The sequence below is a fragment of the Microbulbifer maximicatervae (SeqCode) genome, assembly GCF_052467955.1.
In genome coordinates this window covers 3,430,460-3,448,857 of the sequence record NZ_CP174329.1, presented here as the reverse complement: position 1 = coordinate 3,448,857, position 18,398 = coordinate 3,430,460, and the positions used below count along the sequence as shown (strand labels likewise).

The 18,398-nt window shown below is 45.3% G+C and carries 16 protein-coding genes; 5 read left to right on the top strand and 11 right to left on the bottom strand.

What is annotated here, in order from left to right; genetic code table 11:
• Positions 1–100 precede the first annotated feature (100 nt).
• The 3 genes from ACJJI5_RS14820 to ACJJI5_RS14810 form a co-directional block, all read right to left on the bottom strand.
• Positions 101–1,228, bottom strand: a complete 1,128-nt coding sequence (locus ACJJI5_RS14820) for an ISAs1 family transposase (RefSeq protein ID WP_445354469.1) — start codon at positions 1,226–1,228, stop codon at positions 101–103.
• A gap of 144 nt (positions 1,229–1,372) precedes the next feature.
• Complete coding sequence (locus ACJJI5_RS14815; protein WP_445354468.1) at positions 1,373–1,813, bottom strand: FAD-dependent oxidoreductase; 441 nt, start codon at positions 1,811–1,813, stop codon at positions 1,373–1,375.
• A 304-nt stretch (positions 1,814–2,117) separates the two neighbouring features.
• The gene (locus tag ACJJI5_RS14810; protein WP_445354467.1) at positions 2,118–3,104 is read right to left on the bottom strand and encodes a transposase; all 987 of its coding nucleotides are present in this window, start codon (positions 3,102–3,104) and stop codon (positions 2,118–2,120) included.
• A 633-nt stretch (positions 3,105–3,737) separates the two neighbouring features.
• On the opposite strand from ACJJI5_RS14810, the gene ACJJI5_RS14805 reads away from it, so the two are divergent.
• The 3 genes from ACJJI5_RS14805 to ACJJI5_RS14795 all read left to right on the top strand — a co-directional run bounded on the left by ACJJI5_RS14805 (position 3,738) and on the right by ACJJI5_RS14795 (position 8,431).
• A complete protein-coding gene (locus tag ACJJI5_RS14805; protein WP_445354466.1) occupies positions 3,738–4,226 on the top strand; it encodes a hypothetical protein in 489 nt (162 codons plus the stop codon).
• A gap of 2,935 nt (positions 4,227–7,161) precedes the next feature.
• On the top strand, positions 7,162–7,533 hold the full coding sequence (locus ACJJI5_RS14800; RefSeq protein WP_445354465.1) for a hypothetical protein: 372 nt from the start codon (positions 7,162–7,164) through the stop codon (positions 7,531–7,533).
• A gap of 292 nt (positions 7,534–7,825) precedes the next feature.
• Positions 7,826–8,431, top strand: a complete 606-nt coding sequence (locus ACJJI5_RS14795; RefSeq protein WP_445354464.1) for a hypothetical protein — start codon at positions 7,826–7,828, stop codon at positions 8,429–8,431.
• A gap of 577 nt (positions 8,432–9,008) precedes the next feature.
• On the opposite strand, the gene ACJJI5_RS14790 is transcribed toward ACJJI5_RS14795, so the two are convergent.
• A complete protein-coding gene (locus ACJJI5_RS14790) occupies positions 9,009–9,206 on the bottom strand; it encodes a hypothetical protein (RefSeq protein WP_445354463.1) in 198 nt (65 codons plus the stop codon).
• A gap of 252 nt (positions 9,207–9,458) precedes the next feature.
• Positions 9,459–10,574 carry an agmatine deiminase family protein gene (locus tag ACJJI5_RS14785; RefSeq protein WP_445354462.1) on the bottom strand — a complete coding sequence of 372 codons (1,116 nt, stop codon included), beginning with the start codon at positions 10,572–10,574 and terminating at the stop codon, positions 9,459–9,461.
• A 984-nt stretch (positions 10,575–11,558) separates the two neighbouring features.
• Here ACJJI5_RS14785 and ACJJI5_RS14780 point away from each other — a divergent pair.
• Together ACJJI5_RS14780 and ACJJI5_RS14775 are read left to right on the top strand one after the other, a co-directional pair.
• Positions 11,559–12,074 carry a hypothetical protein gene (locus ACJJI5_RS14780; protein WP_445354461.1) on the top strand — a complete coding sequence of 172 codons (516 nt, stop codon included), beginning with the start codon at positions 11,559–11,561 and terminating at the stop codon, positions 12,072–12,074.
• Positions 12,075–12,762: 688 nt separating this feature from the next.
• On the top strand, positions 12,763–13,356 hold the full coding sequence (locus tag ACJJI5_RS14775; protein WP_445354460.1) for a hypothetical protein: 594 nt from the start codon (positions 12,763–12,765) through the stop codon (positions 13,354–13,356).
• Positions 13,357–13,578: 222 nt separating this feature from the next.
• On the opposite strand, the gene ACJJI5_RS14770 is transcribed toward ACJJI5_RS14775, so the two are convergent.
• The 6 genes from ACJJI5_RS14770 to ACJJI5_RS14745 all read right to left on the bottom strand — a co-directional run bounded on the left by ACJJI5_RS14770 (position 13,579) and on the right by ACJJI5_RS14745 (position 18,388).
• Positions 13,579–13,914, bottom strand: a complete 336-nt coding sequence (locus tag ACJJI5_RS14770) for a TusE/DsrC/DsvC family sulfur relay protein (RefSeq protein ID WP_444907987.1) — start codon at positions 13,912–13,914, stop codon at positions 13,579–13,581.
• A gap of 6 nt (positions 13,915–13,920) precedes the next feature.
• Positions 13,921–14,214: a sulfurtransferase complex subunit TusB gene (tusB, locus tag ACJJI5_RS14765; RefSeq protein WP_445354459.1), complete on the bottom strand. Its 294-nt coding sequence runs from the start codon at positions 14,212–14,214 to the stop codon at positions 13,921–13,923.
• 1 nt (position 14,215) lies between these two features.
• A complete protein-coding gene (gene tusC / locus ACJJI5_RS14760; protein WP_445354458.1) occupies positions 14,216–14,578 on the bottom strand; it encodes a sulfurtransferase complex subunit TusC in 363 nt (120 codons plus the stop codon).
• Between the two features lie 2 nt (positions 14,579–14,580).
• Positions 14,581–14,973, bottom strand: a complete 393-nt coding sequence (gene tusD / locus ACJJI5_RS14755) for a sulfurtransferase complex subunit TusD (protein WP_192879334.1) — start codon at positions 14,971–14,973, stop codon at positions 14,581–14,583.
• Positions 14,974–15,038: 65 nt separating this feature from the next.
• Entirely contained in the window at positions 15,039–15,719 is a 681-nt protein-coding gene (locus tag ACJJI5_RS14750; protein ID WP_444913338.1) for a Bax inhibitor-1/YccA family protein, read from the bottom strand.
• Between the two features lie 239 nt (positions 15,720–15,958).
• Positions 15,959–18,388, bottom strand: a complete 2,430-nt coding sequence (locus tag ACJJI5_RS14745; RefSeq protein WP_445354457.1) for an endonuclease/exonuclease/phosphatase family protein — start codon at positions 18,386–18,388, stop codon at positions 15,959–15,961.
• Positions 18,389–18,398: the final 10 nt, after the last annotated feature.

Sequence of the window (18,398 nt, the reverse complement as noted above, 5' to 3'; positions counted from 1 at the left end):
CAGTATTTTATAGGTTTGCGCTCTTTTGCCAGTGGTGTTGGCGGTCTATATTTTATGTTTAGCTGGTGTCTAGAAACAGGGCTGTCCCATATAAATCAGTCTAAATGGTGGCTGTAATTATCTTGTCCAAGGTTTCATTATCCCAGCCAGCCTTTTTTCGAAGCCTTTTAATGTTCATGTCTTTTTTAAAGCTGGGCTTTGCCGCTTGCAACTGATTGAGTGCCGAATGCCTCAAGATCGCCATGTTTTCTGGTGCATTTCCTGATCTGAAGCGACTATCATCCTCACGAAAAACCACATCTAAAATCCAGTGTAACGAGTTTTCAACACCCCAGTGAGAGCGAATAATATGATTGAGTTCTGCTGAGCACGGCTCTAAACTACTGATATAGTAGCGCGTTTCGCAACTAGTTCGCCCATCTACAGTTCGCTTCGCCTGGACTGCGATAACACTTCTTAGACCGTGCCATTGCTCTTCACCTCCGAGCCAATCAATACTGTTAGTAGAGAGACATTTTCTGGATTCTATTCGGCCTCGGCTCACCTCTTCCACACAATCAGTATCGACATGCTTGTGGTACTGCATATCGAACAAATTATTAAAATGCGTGGTAATTTGCTGGTGCAGTTTGTCCTGATTGCCCTTCACAGCAATCACATAATCGCCGCCTCGTTCGATAATTTTCTGGGTGATCGTTTTCTGGCAGCCCATGGCGTCAAGCGTAATAATCGCACCATTAAGATCAAGAACCTCCAGTAACTTCGGTATGGCCGTAATCTCATTCGACTTTTCTTCTACTTTTTGCTGAGCAAGGACAAGTCGCGCCTCGGACGCAAAAGCACTCACCATATGTATAGGAGATCGTTTACTGGCCTGATCGAAGCTGCGCCTTAGCGTCTTGCCATCGATCGCAATCACGTTACCGAGTTCTTGCTGAATACCTTGGACCCACTGCAGAAAGCAGCGCTTAAATTGTTCGGGGTCTAAGCTTGAAATAACACGGCTAAAAGTGTTTTTTGAGGGTATTCCGCTATTTAGCGGGGTGAATCGTTTTAGGTAATCTAATTTAGATTCTGCGAAATCGACAAAATCTCTACAGCTTTCAGCACCACAAATAACACCGCAAAACATGATAAGTAAAATATCGGGCAGGGCGTGCAGCTTGTGCCGATCAACTCGAGGATCTTCCATGTCGTCAAAGTGATGTAAAAGGCTAACGCTATCCATTTTGTCTGAAAAACACTCTATTTATCAAAAAAGATAGCTATTCTAGGTCTATTTTGTTCGTTTTTACACCGATTTATATGGGACAGCCCTGTGTCCAGAAATGTTGTGTTTCAAGTGAGAATAGATTCTATTTAGGCTGTTTGACTAAAATTCAACTAGAAAACGACCAAGCCTTTGTTTGACAAATCCGAAAGTATTTGCGGAAGTTAGGAGCATCTTGAATTTTGCTCTTTGCTGCCAGCTTACTCCAGCCGTCATCGCCCGACCTTCTTCGGTTACTCGTATCGCTTCGGCACCTTCTTTATGACGGAGGGAAGAATAGCCTTCAACAGTTCCTTCGATAATTCTTCTAGCTAATTCTGTCGAATCAGCGATACCTAAGTTCATTCCTCTCCCCCCTACAGGAGCATGGCAGTGTGCCGCGTCTCCAGCTAGGTGCACATTATTTCGAGAGTAGGTATCCGCCTGGCGAATTGATATGCGAAAAGTTCCTTTACGATGGAGCTTGATGACATCTATTGGCAAGGGTAAGGCCGCCAGAGCATCCTCGTGACTCGCTACGAGTCTATAGCGAATCGCCCCCATTGGCGCAACAACGACCACGGTTCCAGGTGAGACCTGGACTAATGTTATTTTTCCTGGGTGTAGCCAATCTCTAACATCGACATCAGTGGGAGCAAATTTAGGACACCCATAGATTGGATGAGCAAATTTAGGACACCCATAGATTGGAGAAAGGCGTTAACAGTGTTGCTAGCGCTAGCCCCTGTATCCGTTTCTTTCTGTTTGCTAGTTAAGTTGAGATGAAGTGCTGAAGATCAATGCCGGCCTTAGAAAAACTGCGGTTATGGGTAAGCATGGAAAACAGTATCGAGAGAATCGGAGGGGGCTAGCAGGGTGTTGCAGAAAGATAGCGTCGACAATCATTTATGCCGTGTACCCAGCGTTTATTCAGCTGATTACAAGCGCTTCGTACGGCCTCAGCAGACCCTATCAAAGCTTTAAAGCGGCTTTCAAAGTTTCGATTGAGATAAAGCCAGTGTTCAGATGAAATTCCCAGCCGTTCGAGGATGGGTGGGATATTTTCGGTGATGGCTCCGCGCTTTCTAGGGTCTAGATGCCGCCCGCTCCAATCGACTAGCTCCAGATAGTGATCTAACTGAAAGGGTAAACCCTTTGGCATATTTTGACGCTCGTCACCCACAAGCGGCAGCAAACTTTTGGGCTGCTCACCTGAGATTGCTACACGAATACGTCGTTGGATAGAGGTGTAATCCGAGTCCTCAGGCGTTTTGGCGATATTAGCACGGATAGGGTTGATGTCTACATAGGCCATACAAGCGGCGAGGGCTCTTTCGTCCAGCAAAGCCTGGGACTTAAATCGACCCTCCCAAAAGTGGCCTGTACACTTGTCTTCAGTGTTGGCTTGGCGAGCGACAGACTCATTTAAGCAGCGCATAAACCAGCTGATATCCATTAAGCGTTCTCGCCATATCGAAGCGACATCTTCTAGTGCCTTAAGCTCGCAGGGATCAAGAGTATCGCCGTTTAGATAGCGCTGGGCCAAATTAGAGGCCTTGAATATTTTTTGCCAGCGATCAATCACCTCGAAAAGAGACCACTTATCGGCAGATTTTTTGTCAATGTAGAGTACCACATGGTAGTGATTGCTCATTACTGCATAGGCGGCAAGGTCTAGGGCAAAAACCTCAGCCAAATTATGCATACGATTTTCAATCCACTCGCGCCGATGCTCGTAATCTTTCCCGGATACACTATCCCGACCACAAAGGAATGCTCGCCGTACACAGCGGGATACGCAGTGGTAATAAGGTGTTGCGTCAAGAGATATCTTAGTGCTTCGCGGTAGAGCCATTGATTGCCCATGCGTTTACTGGATGAATGTCCAGTATTTTGTGGGTTTACACTCTTTTGTCAATGGTGTTGGCGGTTTATACTTCTTCTTTGATGGATGTCCAGAATTTGTTTTACCAGCGATCAGTCACCTCGAAAAGAGACCACTTATCGGCAGATTTTTTGTCAATGTGGAGTACCACATGGTTGTGATTGCTCATTACTGCATAGGCGGCAAGATCTAGGGCAAAAAGCCTCAGTCAAATTATATATACGACTTTCAATCTACTCGGGTCGATGCTCGTAATCTCTCCTAGATACATTATTCCGACCACAAAGGAATGCTCGCCGTACACATCAGGATACGCAGTAATAATAGGGTGTTGCGTCAAGAGATATCCGGGTGTCTCGCGATAGCGTCATCGGTTGCATGATCATTAATCTGAGTAAATATTCAGTGTTTTGTAAGTTTCTCCTCTTTCTCCGAAGTGGTTGGCAGTTTATAATTTATATGCGTTAGGTGTTTATAAACACCATAACTTTACGATTTGCACGTAGAAATTTAGCCCTCTCTTGAGAGACCAAATATTGTGATGATATGGTTTTTTTGTGGTCGGTTTTGTAGGTATGCCAGGTTTTGATTTGGGGAGCGTAAGTGAGATTTTGTGACGCGGTTAGACGTGTGGCTTTAGCATTCATTCGAGAAAAGCAGTTGCCTGAGAGTGTATGGAGTGGAGATCATATTCGTTTTATTTTTACTACAGTATTTTGGTCGGCATTTTTGTTATCGGCCTCAATATTAGCCACTCCAGTTTTGTGGTTGCTATTTCAGCCAATCCTTTACTTAATGTCTATGTCGCTAACCTCTCCAGTGGAGAGGTGGCTTTGGCTTTTCTCGCTACTTATCTTTCTCTTAATATTAAATGTATGTGATGGTTTTATCCAAAAGGCAAGCAGGGATGAAAAGGTTTCTTACAGTGATCTAAGTTATGGAGAAATTGTAATTTATTGGATGGTTTCGGCAATAACTTGCCGGTGGATGTATTTACCTGCATTTAGCAATATCATGAGTAGGTTTTTTACAGGGCTTTTATGTATTTGGTACTTATATTTCTTTGCATTTCTTGCCGGTATGTTTAATTAAGAATTTTTCCGGGCACCAACAGCAAGATTCTGGGTGCCTATAGATTAGAATACGGCGCTATGAGGGTTGCTGTCGCTATGTCCAGATTCATTTTTCTGGCTTTATAGTTAAGGTAAGTGAAACGCTTAAGATCAATACTTGAACGCAGGAAAAGAGATGCTTTGAATAAAAGTAGAAAATAGTATCGAGAGAGCGGGAGGATTTCAGAGGAGTGTAGTAGAAAGGTAGCGTCGACAGCCGTTAATTGAATTGCCTACAAGTATGTCGTAGCCTCAGCAAGGCCTATCAAGCTTTTAAGTTGGTTTTTCAAAGTTTCAATTAAGATAGAGTCAGTGTTTAGGTGAAATACCCATCAGTTTAAGTATGGAAAGAGTGTTTTCTCATTAGCTCTGCGTTTTCTAGGGGTTAGATGCCGCAGCTCCAGTTAGCGGAGAAGTTAAATCTTGTAAGGTATTCAGATGCGGATCACCCGCAAAAGGCAGCAAAATTTTGGATTATTCACTTAAGATTGTTGCGCGAATATAATGTTGAATCAGGGGAAATAAGGTGTTGCATCTAGAGATATCTGGGTGCTTCGCGGTAGATTCATCGATTGCATGCACAATAATGTGGATGAATACCAGTGTTTTGTGGATGTGTGTTCTAATGTCAATGGTGTCGGTGATTTATACTTTATGTTTTAAGGGTGTCCATAGATGCTTTCAGAGTTCATAAATACTCTTTTGGGAGCCTGAATTTCGACCACGTCGCACCAAAAATTATGTATGTCGATAGGTTAAGACAATTCAGGACATTCATGGATTGTTGCTAGTTATATAAAATTGATGCTGTGAACCTAAAGTCGAGGTCATTTGATGTTATATTATTTGCATGCAATAGCATGATTTCTTTGAGGTTTGAGGAGAGACTGAAATGAAACTGCCATTGATCTCTCATGGTCTGATGCTCTTGAGGGCTCTGTTTATAGCTGCATTGGTTTACTTTACTGTAGTAGTCCCCCGTGGGAAAGCTGGTTAGATTATGAATTTATTTTTGCTGAAACTACTGTTGATTACCCATGGGCCTCTTATGCGAATGGCTGGTAATCCTAACAATAAGAGCGTTGAAGGTCTGTTATATAAGGCCTTAATCCCAGTTACGATTTTGTATACTACATTGATATACACACTTGCCTGCGCCCTGATATCTTGCTTCGTTAATCTAGAGTTGATTTTTGAGAAAGTCTCTTGGATATATCTTTATTTGTTGATATCGCTAATTTGTTGTGTATCCGAGCTGTATCTGATTAGAGATAAAGGAGTTGAGAAAATAAGAGATAAGATTAGTAACAATAGAGAAATTGAAAGTCTTGCAAAAGCTTGCATGTCCAGTAATTATACTTGGATATGGTGGTTTTGTATCTTCCTCTTTAACTTGTTAATTTTGTTTTTTATTGTTTCGGTTAGAAAGGGATGATCCGGGGTGTATCTTTCTTGCTTTCTGAAGCCCAAAAAACGGGTAGGTAGTACTTCCATCTGCCACTTGCAACTTGTTGCCCCCCCAACGGCTGAAAACTTCTTATCTTTGTGGCGGTTAAGGAAAGCAGCCCAATAACATTAAAGCTCCAGGTATCAACCATTCGTGAGAAAATGAGAGCGCTCTGGGGTCTATTGACTATCCTTTGTTTATTGCGGGCAGCAAGCGAAATCGAATAACTTCTGGAAACTGATAGATTAGAGAAAGATGATAGCTGCATCACCTGTGTTAATTTCGGTGGTTGCTTCTTTCTACTTTATAGATCAGGGGATATGACGCATTGAGGATTTATGTTTAGCTATGAAAAACCGCGATTTTCAGTAAAAATAAAAAATGGTATTGAGAGGATAAAGGAGGTCAGTAGGGTGTTACAATATGTGGTGTTGATAGTCGCTAATGCCGTTTACCTAGCGTTTATGAGTTGCCTACATGCGTTTCGTATGGTTTCAGCAAGGCCTATCTAACCTTTAGAGCGGCTTTCAAAATTTCGACTGATTTGGAACTCGTATCTGGCCGGGATTTCTAACCACTCAAAAATGGAAGAAGTGTTCTTTGAATTGGTGCTGCGCTTTTAGGGGGCTAAGTACTAACCATTCCTGTCCACTAGTTCTAAATATTGATTTAGCCGAAAGACAAGCTCTTTAGGTATATACAGACACGTACTTTCCACAGTCGGTACTAACTCTTTGAACTTTATACTTGAGTTGCTGTACAAATACGCTGCTGAATAGAAGTGTGATCAGAACTTAGCCGTATTGGCACGGATGGCGTTGAGCTTTATATGGGGCATAAAGGCTGTTAGGGCGCTTTCATTCAGTAAAACCTGGGACTTAAATCGCTCTTCCAAAAAAGACCTGTATACTTATCTTCAGCGCTAACTTGGGGGGCTATAGACTCATTTAAGCAGTGTATAAACCAGTTGATATCCGTTGAGCATTCTCGCCATATAGAATTATTTCCTTTAGTGTCGTTAGCTCGCAGTAGCCAAAGTTATCGCCGTTTAGATAGCGCAGGGCTAAACTAGAGGGCTTGAATATTTTCTTGCTATCGATGAATTACTGCTAAAAGAGGCTACTTATCAGCAGATTTTTTGTCAATGTAGAGTGCCACATGCTAGTGATTGCTTATTACTGCATAGGCGGCAAGATCCATGGCAAAAGCATATATACAATTTCCAAGCACTCTTACCGATGCTGGTAATCTTTCCCGGATACAGTATCCCGACTGCAAAGGAGTGCTCGCCGTAGCGTCATCGATTGCACTATCATTGATCTGAGTAAATATCCAGTGTTTTGTAAGTTGCTACTCTTTCTCCGATGAGGTTGTCAGCTTATACCCTATGTATGTTAGGTGTTTATAAATACCATAACTCTGCGAGCTGCAAGTAGAAATCTAGACCTCTCTTGAGAGATCAGATATCGTGATGATATGGATTTTTGTGGGTGGCTTGGTTGTGATTTGGGGAGCGAAAGTGAGAGTTGGTGATGCGGTTAGACGTGTGGCTTTAGTGTTCATTCGAGAAAAGCAGTTGCCTGAGAGTGTTTGGGATGGGGATCATATCTGTTTTACATTCACCTCATTGTTTTGGGGGGCGTTCTTGCTTTCAGCCTCGATTGTACTTTCCCCATTAATTTGGTTGCTTCTCCAGCCCGTACTCTATTTTATGTCCCAGAGTATATCTAATCCTGTGGAGAGATGGCTCTGGCTTTTTCTGCTGATTGTATTTATGGGAATTGTTAGGGTGCTTGATGGTTTTATTCGGAAGGCAGATACTAAACTTAGATTTTCATAGGATGGCTTGGGCTTGGGGAGAATTGATCTATCGGTTGATTTCATTTACTGTATTCAGGTGGGTGTTTTTTCCTGGATCGGCAACTGCTATTGACGGTTTTTTTAGGGCTTTTAGCTATTTAGTATGTTTTCTTTTGTACATTCTCTGTTGACATGTGTTGAACAATATTCTAGATGCTCATAAGTTAGAGTATGTTTGATGGGCATCCAGAAATGTTACTAAGATGATATGGTTTACTGAGATGTATCAAGAAATTGCTGCATATTTAGATCGGAAAGGATAGGGGTAATCATTGATTTATTTAGGGTCTGCAACAAGGCAAATCGGAAATGAGCTGTTTCTGTATTTTCTGATTGGCTATATTTTTTGTGTTGCGGCATATATGATTCATAAGTCGGAGCTCTGGGAGAAAGCCAGGGTTCCGTACTTTTCTGCTTTAGCTATTTACTTATCCATTTTTACTGTAAAGTTGATATTTGCATATGAAGTCTATAAAGATGAGCCTTTAAAAGTGGTGGTCTATGGAGGTGATGCTTTTTTTTCCCCTCAGCGGTTGGATATGGATACCGATAACTGGGTTTTAACCGGTTATCCTTCAGGTAAAGAAGTCTATTTTGATATAGATGGTGGGCTTTTTTGTCAAAACTTTTTACTCTATGCTAAAAACAATGGGCTTAATTATTCTAAACGCAAGGATAGATTGTTTTACAAGTTTGAGATCGACAAGGCTGTAAGTATTAAAGATAAGTCCCCTCAGGAGATTTTGAAATTCTGCCCCAAAAGAATTACAGTCTACTATAAGAAATTATTGAAGGGAGATGCAACTCAGGGCTCCCATAGATTAGAAAGAGGTACGGGCAGTATTGCTGGTACTTATTCTAACGGCTACTTCTTATAAGTTTGAGATAACTCTAGACACCCATAGTTTAGAAAAAAGCACTAGCAGTGTTGCTGGCGCCAGTTCCAGTGCTTATCAAGCTGTATGTAAGCACTTCGTGCGGCCCTACCAAACTTTCAAAGCGGCCTTCAATATTACGACTGAAATATAGCCGGTGTCTTGGTGGAATACCCAATCGTTTGAGTATGGGAAGAGTATCCTTAGCAATGGCTCCACACTTTCTAGGATCTAGATGCCACCCGCTCCAATCGACCAGCTCTAAATAGCGATCCAGCTGAAAAGGAAGCCCTTTAGGCATATTCAGTCACTCGCCGCCTACAAGTGGCAGTAGCTCTTTGGGCTAATCGTCCAAGATCGCTGCACGAATACGCTGCTGAATGGAAGTGTGATCAGAATCTTCTGGGGTTTTTGCCATATTAGAGTGGATGGGGTTGAGGTCGACATAGGTCATGCAGGGGGCAAGGGCCTTTTCATCCAATAAAGCTTGAGATTTAACGCGTCCTTCTTAAATGCGCTCCATGCACTTGTCTTCAGCGTTAGCTTGGCGAGCGATAGACTCGTTTAAATAGTGCATAAATCAGCTGATATCCGTTAAGCGCTCTCGCCATATCGAAGCGTCATCTTCTAGTACCTGAGACTCGCAGGGATCAATCACCTCGAAAAGAGACCACTTATCTGCAGATTTTTCATCAATATAGAGTACCGCATGGTAGTGACTGCTCATTACTACATGGGTGGCTAGATCCAGGGCAAAAACCTTAGTTAAATTATGCATACGATTTTCAATTCACTCGTTTCGATGCTCGTAATCTTTCCTGGGTACACTATTCCGACCATAAAGGAATGCTCGCCGTACACACACAGTGGGATACGCAATGCTAATAAGGTTTGCGTCAAGAGATATCTGGGTGCTTCGCGGTAGAGTCATCGGCTGGGCGAGTATTAGTATTTTGCAGATTTGTGCTCCTTTATCAATCATGTTAGCGATCTATACTTTACGTTTGATGAGTGTCAAGTAACTTGATCCTTAAATAATTATTTCTTGCTGTGTAGAACAATGAATACTGCCACCGCCAGAGGCAATTCCATCAATTGCTATTTGCTCAATATTATGATTTGGAAAGGCCTCTTGTAAAATAGCTCTGGCTTTCGCGTCTGCGTTTTTATCACCAAATTTTTGAGAGATTATTGCACCGTTACAAATATAGTAACCAATATAGCCTGCTGCAAAGTCTCTAGTGCCAAATTTTTCGTTAATAATTTCTGGCGTATCCAAAATATGCAGTTTAAGTGGGTTTTCATCTGCGTCGACACTATTGCTTAATGTTTTGATGTTTTCACGAGTAACCCAATAGTCATAGGAGGATTGATAATTATCCTGACTAACTATCACTTCACCTGGCTTAATAAAGCGTGCATAAAAATCGGTATGGCCATCTGTGATATCCTTACCCTTAATACCCTTGAGCCAAATAATCTTCCGTAATCCGAGTAGTACTTTGAGTTCCTCCTCAATATCAGACTTTGACCATCCTGGGTTGCGATTCTCATTGAGAATACAGCTCTCAGTCATTATGGCGGTGCCATTGCCGTCGACTTCAAAGCATCCACCCTCCAGTACGATATTTGCTCTCTCATGGATTGCTCCAGATCGATTAGCGATATACTTGGCGACGTGCTTGTCTAGTGAGTGCTCCTGTTTGTTGCCCCAACCATTGAAATTAAAGTTTAAAGCGACTTTTTCTCCATAGCTGGATCTTACAAAGATGGGGGCAGTATCACGGAGCCACAAGTCATCGATTTCAAAAGTGTGTAGCTTAATTTCATAATTTGAACTATCTAAATCCAGTAGTGTTTTCGCTTCATGTAAGTCCTTTCTGCTCACCAGGATAGATACAGGCTCATAATTGGCAATTGTATTCGCAATTAATGCCAGATTTCTTTTCACCTCAGGAATTTGCTTGTGTGACCAAATGTAATTGTTTGCAACAAAAGCCATCCATGTTCTTTTGTGTTGGCCACTTTCATCAGGCATGTGAAGCGAGCTATAGGCTAAGCTCTGTGTGGCTAATGTTTTTTTTGCGAATAAGGAGCTTCCGAACAAAAGGGAACTCATCTTAATAAATAGTCGTCGGTCAATCATGGTGGCTTGCTGCTATTTTGAATAGTTACTTTTCTGAGGTTGATGGGGTCCAAGTCTAATGTCATTTTGCATTTAAGGCTATAAGTTCATGTGAGGTTTGCAGTCTAATTGCTAAATAAAAATTATATTAAAATATATTTTCTTTTTAAGTGGGGTTGTCGTGTGTTTGAAGGGGGTTTGTCCTATTTGAGTGCGCTCTATAGAGCCTTAATCTATCTTTTTGTTTAAAAGTATAATTAACTAATATTATATTAAATAATTTGTTTATATTAAGAGTGCCCGGTTGTTGCTGGGCGATACGACCTGTAGAGAGATTGCTGGGGAAAGCTTTACTGGCTAAGGCTCCAGCGACCCGTGCACTTGTCTTCAGCATTAGCTTGATAAGTGATAGGCTCGTTTAAACAGCGCATAAACAGGCTGAAAGCTGTTAAGCGTGAAACGACATGATCTAGTGTCTTAAGCTCGTAGCGTTCAATACTATCGCCGTTTATACAGCGCTGGTCCAAATTAGAGGCTTTGAATATTTTTGCCAGTGATCAATCACCTTGAAAAGAGACTACTTATCAGCAGATTTTTCGTCAATGTAGAGTACCACATGGTGGTGGTTGCTCATTACTGCATAGGCGGCAAGATCCAGGGCAAAACCTTAGCCAAACTATGCATACGATTTTCAATCCACTCGCGTCGATGCTCGTAATCTTTCCCGGATACATTATTCTGACCACAAACAAATGCTCGCCGTACACAGCGGGATACGCAGTGGTAAAAAGGTGTTGCGTTAAGAGATATCTGGGTGCTTCGCGGTAGAGTCATTAATTGTATGCATATTAATCTGTATGAATGTCCAGTATTTTGTGGGTTTGCGCTCTTTTGTTAATGGTGTTGGCGGTTTATACTTTACGTTTGATGGGTGTCCATAAATGTTAACGAGAGCTCAGATGATGCTCTGGAGCGATTTGCTCAAAGGGGTGGTTGGTAAGAGATATGAATAAACTTTCAATGACAAAACTAAAGGTTGGGCTTTCAATAATATTTTTGTCGATAGTTCTGGGGCTTTTAGTATCAAAGGATAACTTGCATTATACTAATATTTTTATTAGCTTTTTCCCGCTGTTTCTACTGATGTTGCTGGTTTCTGCGTTGATTCTATTGGGGTTGCGTATAAGTTTTTCATCTAGAAAAAATGAGGATTTAATCGTCATCTTTGCGTTAGTTATTGCCAGTGCAGTATTGTCGAGGGTAATGCTTGGTGGTGTTCATGCGATAACTTGTTCTCCTTCCAAAGTTAGTGTGATTATTGAGAGAAAAGGTAAGGATTGTAGTACTTTTAGTTGTTTCAATTATGTTGATGTTCGAAGCGATAATTTTGTAGGTGGCGAAGCAAGGTTGGATGTTGATCATCTAAGAGGTATTAAGGTAGCTGGAGATGGAGCACATATGAAAATTAAGGGCTGCCTTTCTAAGGTTGGGATTGACATAAATGGCTTTTCTCCCAATTGATAGCGGCCGGTGGCAATTAATTCTGGACACCCAGTGCGCCGAGATAAATCGGCAAAAGATTAGAGGTGAAAGCCCTCTCCCGCTAAGGTTTAGCAAACCGCTGGGACCCCGAGTCATGGGCGCTGTCCGGCAGCGGCCAGGGTTAAGCGTTGACAGGGGAAGGTGGACACCCATAGATTAGAGAAAGGCGCCAGCAGCATTGCTAGCGCAAGTTCCAGTGGCTATTTCTTTCTGCTTTATAGTTAAGGTGAGGTGAAATTAAGCATATCTATGCTTGGGCTTAGAAAAACTGTGGCTTTGAAAAATAGTATCGAGAGAGTGGGAGGGAGTTAGCAAGGTGTTGCAGAAAGTAAGCATTGACAATCGCTTATGCCGTGCCCCCAGTGTTTATCCAGTTGGGTACAGACTCGACGGGCTGCTTATTTGTTACCAAATATTGATATGACAAAACAGATTGTTAGTGATGCTGGGCATACTGAAAGCAAACTGTCAGGAAAGCTGATTTACGCATTTGCCGTTCAAACGCCGAAAACTGTCTACGACAAATGACTTGATGGGATTTAGCTGAAGAAACCAGATGGCTTTAATACTGGCCTATTCCAGGATCCTGCAAGCTTAGAAAATTTGCTAGAAAAGTCTTTGGGGTGTAATGAGGTTGTAGGTGATTTAGAAGGGATTGTGCTTCAAAATGCAAAATAGTGATTTGCAAGAACCAATAGTTTTTGTTGTTGGTTATAGCTATGTAAGTTGGATTAATGCTCTTTTGCTATCTTGCCTGCTGGGTGCTCTTTGTTACAGAGTATACCTAGTTGGAAATTGCAAGATGGTTTTTAAATATAAGTCGTTGATGATCTTTTTTGGGGCGTGGCTACTGTTGATTTGTATGTCTGTATATGGAGGTATGTCTCAACGATCTTCGGTTCAAAAAAGCCATGAAGCTTTAGCCGAGGGGCGAGGTATAGGTTATGTTGAGGGTGATGTGGTATATGAAGAAAAGCCATGGTTTAGAGGGGATGATGATGGTCCCCAAATGTCCTTTGCTAAAATAGATGGCGTGTTGTTTGTCATATATAATAGGTCTTCATCTGAATGCATTAACAGAAAGCTTGCAAAGAAGGTGGGGGGTGACGGGAATATCGGTCTAGTTTATCGGGCCTGGTATATTGAAGAGGCGAAAATATCTCAGCTGGAAGAGGTTCAAGATTTCTCTCCTTGCCTAATAAGGTTAGAAATTATTTCCGCTAGCAAATTTAACCATTCTGGGTCCAGTGAGCCGAGTTAAATCGGCAAAAGATTGGAGATGGAAGCCCTCTGCCCGGTAAGGTTTAGCAAACCGCTGGGACCCTGAGTCATGGGTGTAGTTTGCAGTACATATGGATTTGGGACCAAGGGGCAAAGAACTTACAAAAGAGAGCTGGCCTTATAGGTTGGTTAGATTAAGTTCATTTAGATAGTCTGTCGGCCAGGTTGTTTCTAGCTTACCTGGCCAAGTGTTGCGAGGGGGTTACAAGCAGTTGGTCGGCTTAGGTAAGCCGGCAATTTTACTGGCCACTTTAGCTGGGCTTGGGGGGAAGAGCTGCATCAAGTAAATACTACGGCCCTTTTCTGCGCCGAGATGCTGGCCAATATATTTTACCAGCGGGCGCATAGCGGGGGAGAGTTCAAACTCGCGGTAGAATTCTTGCAACAGCTCAATAACTTGCCAGTGTTCCTCGGTTAACTCGATGTCTTCAGCCTTGGCTAACTGAAGGGCGGCATCCCGATTCCAGTCGCTGAGGTTGCGCAGGTAACCCTCTTTGTCCAAGGGGATTTCCTGGCCATTGACTACTAGGTTGCTCATTTTTTGTTACCGAAACCAGCTGACTATGGGGTGATGCTCGGTACAGAGCTGTACCCAGCGTGCATCATCGATCATTTCCACTCTATCCATGTTTGCTGCAAGTTGCTGCTGGCCACGGGCAGCGCTGTCTGCTTCAAGACAGAAAATTTGGGTACTTGGCACTGTTTCCAGAGCCTCATGCCTCAGCGCATAGACACCATCTTCAATAAGCAGGAGCGAGTCATCCTGAGTAAAAGCACCCAGGCATTCCTTAAGGGCACTGCTGGTATAAGGGGATTTACTAACAATATGCAAAGTCATATCAGAAGCTCAATACGGTGGGGTAGGCGGCGATCAGTGAGCCGGTATCTTTTACGGCTTTAGTCTCTGCGCCGGCAACCTGGATCTGCTCCAGGGTGATATTGCGTTCAGCGAGGCTTTTCTCACAAACGAAAAACTGCTCAATGCCAAACATCGGCAGAGCCTGCAAATTGCGTCGCAGGCTTTTCTGGCCGATATCCGCAGGTGATTGCTGGTCCAGCAATTGGAATACCCCATCGCCGAGAAATAGCAGGTCCATGTCCTGTTCCATCGCCGCCGCTGCCAGTACGGCTTCGATACCTTCTCGTGCCAAGGCATTGCCGTAGGGGGCGGTGAGGCATAGGGCCAATGATTTAGTACTCATGCTCAGCCTCCAAAGGTAATCAGGCGATCGGAATTGGCGACAGCATCGGTGAGTTGGCCGAGTCCAGCCAGCTCAAAACCCTCTGCCAAGTTGGCGGCGGGTCTTTCCAGGCGCTCGGCTTCTCGCTGATTCAGCACACCGCGCCGTTGCGCAGCGGCAATACAAACTACCAGGTCCAATTGGTGCTGGTGGCCCAGTGCCTGCCACTCTGAAGTCAGGTCAGTTTCGTCCTGGGGAGGGGCGGCAATGGCATTGCTGTTTTGTACGCCGTCGCAGTAGAAAAACACTCGATAAATTTCGTGGCCTTGCTCTAGGAGGGCTTTGGCAAACCGGAGTGCACTGGATGAAGACTGGGTGCTGTGGGGGGCTGAGTAGATGGCTAGGGAAAACTTCATAGGGGGCCAAATAGTAAAATGCCCCGCGGTGCGGGGCATTGTGACTTGCTCAACAAGGCTGTTGCTTAGTCGTCTGAAGCAAATCCAAAGATATGCAGCAGGCTGGTGAACAGGTTGAGGATATTCAGGTACAGGGAGGCGGTCGCCATCAGGTAGTTGGTCTCGCCACCATTGATGATTTGGCTGGTGTTGTAAAGAATGAAACCAGACATCAGTAGGGCGATCACGCCACTCAGGGCAACGCTAAACAGCGGCATGTGGATGCCGAAGAAGCCAGCGATGACTACGCCCAGGATACATACCAGTACCGCGATCAGGCCAACAGCCAGGAAACCGCCCATAAAGCTGAAGTCTTTGCGGGTAGTCAACACGTAGGCAGACAGTGCAAAGAAGATTACTGCAGTGGTGCCCAGGGCTTGCATAACGATCTGACCGCCGCCAGGAATGCTTAAGTAGTGGTTAAGCATTGGGCCAAGTGAGGCACCCAGCAAGCCGGTAAATGCGAATACAACACCAACGCCTGCGGCGGAGTTTGCTGTGCGCGGTAAAACGAACCAGATGAGGGCCAGGGCTCCCAGGGAGCAGACCAGGCTCATGCCACGACCCATGCCAATAGACATGGAAATACCGGCGGTAATGGCACTGAAGAGAACGGTCATTGCCAGTAGGGCATAGGTATTGCGCAACACCTTCGCCGATTCCGAGCGATCCAGTGCGCGGGTTTGAGTATAAGCTTGCGGTTGCATTTAGCGACTCCTGCTATTAAGTGATAGAAGAATCATATAGCTCGCAGTCGGGACCTTCAAGTCGGGAAAACCCTTTTAGCGTCCGTCTGCCAGTCTCTATGAATTCACAAAAACCCTATATTTTTAAAGGATTTATTCAAATATTCTCCGCTTATTGTGGGGGCTGTGGGGCATTTTTCAAGTGTTATCGCTCGGGTTGGAAGGTGCGAAGAGTGTGGGGCTCGATAAGCTGAGATCGGTTACTTTCCCCCCTTGATGTGTAGGTCGATATCCACGATCAACGGCAGGTGATCTGAGGCTTGTCGGGTCAGTGATGTCTTGGGCACCCGCACCCGTTTCACATTGAGTCCCGCACTTAGGAAAATGTGATCAATACGGACCTTTAGGAAGGTCCCTTTGGGGGTGTGGCGGGGTGCCTGTTCCTGGGCATCCCTGAGATAGCCCCCGAGTCGCTTGCACTCGGCAGAGTTGGGTAGCGCGTTGAAGTCCCCCAGCAGCACTCGCTCTCCAGTACAGCGGGGATTGCTAAGCCATTCGGGGCCGAGAAGAGCATCCACCTGGCGCAGCCGCTCTGCACGGGATAACCCCAGGTGGGTGTTTATAATCTGGATAGGTTTGCCATTGGCTTCGATTTCCACCCAAACAGCTCCGCGCGGTTCATCTGCGGCGGGGTTAAAAAGCCTCCCTTTGCCGGTGGGAGGGCCGGGCAAAATCCCTTTCTTGACGAGCCGGGCTGGGAGATGGGTGAGGATCGCATCACCGTAGCGCTCCTCTTTCATATTGATGGTGGGCTGGAAGTGCAGGTCCATTGCCAGCAGGCGAGCAAGTCTCTCGGCCTGGTCGAGGCCGCCGGTGCGTTTGCGCATAACATCCAGTTCTTGTAATGCCACCACATCCGGGCGATAGCGGGCAATTACCCGGGCAATTCGCTGTGGGGAGAGCTTGCCATCCAGCCCTCGGCAACTGTGCACGTTGTAGGTCATGATGCGCAAAACAGTTTTTGGCATCCTGTGGTTATCTAACTTCATGGGGCGGGCGCCACGGAGGTAGGAGCGGGCTGTGGAGCGCAGGTCCTGCGGGCGCCAATAGCCCCGACTGGGATCTGGGGGCTGGATATCCTCAGGCATCAGGGCGAAGGCGTGGGTTTCATTGGGACCTGAGCCACCGTGGCTGCCATTCTCCATGGCGAAAGTCATGGGTTGTTTCATGCCGGCACACCAGCCATACATCATAAAGTCGCCAGAATCTGGGTGCCGACACAGGCTGGCCATATCCTCAGCGGCTTCAACCGGGTAGGGGTGTTCGTCCCCCATCAATTTGCGGCCATCTTCAGGAAGCTTGATGGGGCCATCTTTCCACCACCCACGCACGGGTGAGGAAGCGGGGGAGGATGGGTCTTCCAGATAGAGCACTAGGGGCACTTTGGCCTGCTCGACCATCTTTTTGGCGGCATCTGCCCGGCTGGTACCGTTCAGGTCTATGTTGTACAGCATGGCGATTGGGCCCAGGGCCGCTATGGCAGTGGGTGTTCTATCGCCCTCTTGCGTGGATTCCTCCTCGATGCTGCTTTTGTCCATCCACTCACTGCCGAACAGGCGAGCTCTTTCGAAACGGACTTTTTTGGGGATGGTGGTAGATTTGATCTGCGGCGCTGAAGGTAAATTAGATAGGGCTTCCGAGAGGGCATCGCCAAGACTGCGTCCATTGACCTCTTCATAAGCCACTGTTTGCTCCTGGCCGTGGTCTGAAAAAATCCATACGTCGTAGTGCCGTCGCTCAGAGCCGTGAGCGGCCTTCCAGATTTTGGCTATCGCACTGTCTATCCCCTTCAATACCCAGTGGGCAAAGGCCGATTGCGGCCCGCGCCGGTGGGACTGCTCATCGTAACCGAGCAGGTTGATATATATAATCGGCAGGCCGCGGGTGATATCAACTTTCACCCCCATGGTGCACAGCTCTCTAGTGAGAATGGTGATGCCGACCCTTGTGGGGATAAACATCAATTCCTTAATCAGGTTTTGGCCGCCGATTATCCCGCGCACGCAATCGACTAGAGATAAAACCAGCTCGATCAAAATTAACGCGGTAGTGCGAACAAGGCTCCAAATATTGGTGACAATCAGAATGGCGATTGCCATGGGGCTGGCTTCGCGCAGGGCCGGGCCCCATCCCTGGTCGGCGGGGCAGAAGTGCGCTTCACCGGTTTTTGTGCCGGCTTTAAATAGGCTGAGATAACAGCTGCCCCCTCGCAACAGTGGATCGCGGTGTTGAGTCTTAATTCTTTTTTCGACCAGGGCGGCAACCTCAGGATCGTACATCCGTCCCAGTTTTTGTGTTTCATGGACCAGGAAGCCAAATGCAGGTACGGCCTGGCGCACGCCATAAAAAAGTTCAGCCTGTACCGCAGGCGTTGTTGAGGGGACTCCCGGGTACATATGCTCCAGGCGATAGTGCTCTTTTCTAATTAGCCGCTTCAGAAATGGCATTCGCCCTCGGGCCAGTGCTTTGAGAAGTTCGGGGTAAGCCAGTCCGTCAATCTGGATCAAAATTAGCCCTGGGGCATGGGGGCTATTTGGGTTGGTGGATAGTCCGAGCAAGCGAGTAATCCACTCACTGCGACTGAGTCGGCGGCGCCAGCGTCTGATTGATAGTCCGATACGGCTTAACATAGTTTGTGGA

Coding starts and splice junctions, on each gene's coding strand:
- ACJJI5_RS14770 (WP_444907987.1), bottom strand. CDS start 13,914: ATGAGCAACCTAGTAGTCAATGGCCAGGAAATCCCCTTGGACAAAGAG.
- ACJJI5_RS14790 (WP_445354463.1), bottom strand. CDS start 9,206: ATGCATAATTTAACTAAGGTTTTTGCCCTGGATCTAGCCACCCATGTA.
- ACJJI5_RS14785 (WP_445354462.1), bottom strand. CDS start 10,574: ATGATTGACCGACGACTATTTATTAAGATGAGTTCCCTTTTGTTCGGA.
- tusD (WP_192879334.1), bottom strand. CDS start 14,973: ATGAAGTTTTCCCTAGCCATCTACTCAGCCCCCCACAGCACCCAGTCT.
- ACJJI5_RS14775 (WP_445354460.1), top strand. CDS start 12,763: ATGCAAAATAGTGATTTGCAAGAACCAATAGTTTTTGTTGTTGGTTAT.
- tusC (WP_445354458.1), bottom strand. CDS start 14,578: ATGAGTACTAAATCATTGGCCCTATGCCTCACCGCCCCCTACGGCAAT.
- ACJJI5_RS14750 (WP_444913338.1), bottom strand. CDS start 15,719: ATGCAACCGCAAGCTTATACTCAAACCCGCGCACTGGATCGCTCGGAA.
- ACJJI5_RS14820 (WP_445354469.1), bottom strand. CDS start 1,228: ATGGATAGCGTTAGCCTTTTACATCACTTTGACGACATGGAAGATCCT.
- ACJJI5_RS14810 (WP_445354467.1), bottom strand. CDS start 3,104: ATGGCTCTACCGCGAAGCACTAAGATATCTCTTGACGCAACACCTTAT.
- ACJJI5_RS14780 (WP_445354461.1), top strand. CDS start 11,559: ATGAATAAACTTTCAATGACAAAACTAAAGGTTGGGCTTTCAATAATA.
- ACJJI5_RS14745 (WP_445354457.1), bottom strand. CDS start 18,388: ATGTTAAGCCGTATCGGACTATCAATCAGACGCTGGCGCCGCCGACTC.
- tusB (WP_445354459.1), bottom strand. CDS start 14,214: ATGACTTTGCATATTGTTAGTAAATCCCCTTATACCAGCAGTGCCCTT.
- ACJJI5_RS14815 (WP_445354468.1), bottom strand. CDS start 1,813: ATGGGGGCGATTCGCTATAGACTCGTAGCGAGTCACGAGGATGCTCTG.